The sequence below is a fragment of the Cysteiniphilum sp. JM-1 genome, assembly GCF_008711525.1.
GTDB lineage: Bacteria > Pseudomonadota > Gammaproteobacteria > Francisellales > Francisellaceae > Caedibacter.
Genome location: NZ_VXKS01000056.1, coordinates 1 through 1087, shown reverse-complemented (window position 1 = coordinate 1087; position 1087 = coordinate 1). Strand labels below are relative to the sequence as shown.

The 1087-nt window shown below is 40.7% G+C and carries 2 protein-coding genes; both read right to left on the bottom strand.

The genetic code is table 11. The features are described 5' to 3' along the window. Positions 1-37: 37 nt before the first annotated feature. On the bottom strand, positions 38-511 hold the full coding sequence (locus F3D68_RS11435; protein WP_224728299.1) for an IS1595 family transposase: 474 nt from the start codon (positions 509-511) through the stop codon (positions 38-40). After that, positions 508-996, bottom strand: coding sequence for a transposase (locus F3D68_RS11430; RefSeq protein ID WP_224728298.1), 489 nt, complete (start codon positions 994-996; stop codon positions 508-510). The genes F3D68_RS11435 and F3D68_RS11430 overlap by 4 nt, the downstream gene beginning before the upstream one ends. Positions 997-1087: the final 91 nt, after the last annotated feature.

Sequence of the window (1087 nt, the reverse complement as noted above, 5' to 3'; positions counted from 1 at the left end):
GGCTCTATTTGTGTTGCAAGGAGATTATAATTCATACTTATTGCACCGTTAGTTTTTTACAAAGGACGTTTTCTAACAACGAGAAAATTAATGCTTTTCCTCGCTTCTTTGCATTATGAACAAACTCAAAAAATGCCAGATACTTTGGTAGCTTTTCTTGAGAAATCCCTCGATGTGGTCTTAACCATGATCTTAATAGCGACCAACAACCCTCCTGAGTATTAACGTGGACTTCATAAAACCCATCACCATCCTCATCGCGTGCATATTCCCCAGAACCATGATTCACTGTTTTATGCTTATAGCCTAATTGCGTCAAATTGGCGTAAATGACATACTCATCCGTATAGACGGTACTGCCTGACTGTATACAAGATTCAATATAGGGTTTTATCGTCTTCTGTTTAACATCAGGTAGCATTTGCACCACAACATCTCCTCCACGTTGAATCATACCAAATATTGGCGGCTTTTCTTTTTCCAAAGTGCCTCGTCCTCGAGCTCCTTTCAATCGATTACGCCTTGCCTTACGCCCTTTTTTTTAACCGCTGTTGGATTACCCTTATGCCCTGCAACCACATACACTTCATCGCACTCGACCTCACCTGATAATACGGTAGGTTCTCGTCTTTGCTCGACACCTTCGCGTAATTGCATAGTCATGGTATACACGTCAGTCTCATTCAGCTCCAACTCCTTTGCAATCTGCGCATTTGAGAGGTTTAGCCCCATGAAATAAAGGCATAGAATCCATGTCTTCAAAGGTTGGTGCCGATTGGTGAAAATCGTATGTGTTAAGTCGTCAAAATCTTTATCGCATTGTTTGCAATGGTAACGTTGGCAAAACTCTGCTTTACTTGAGGCTCCTCGCTTGATGATTTTGTCTGCCGACGCCATACAATGCGGACAAGTTACTCCATTTGACCAGCGCAATTTACGCACTGTTTCATAGCACTGCTGCTCATCTATTAAGTGTTGAATATTAATCATTGCCATATCTAATCACATAAAAACGTCATAAAACTACAGGATTTATCACTATTGCACAACATTTTATTTAACTCCCTGAAACACAAATAGAGCCTTA

Coding starts and splice junctions, on each gene's coding strand:
- F3D68_RS11430 (WP_224728298.1), bottom strand. CDS start 996: ATGGCAATGATTAATATTCAACACTTAATAGATGAGCAGCAGTGCTAT.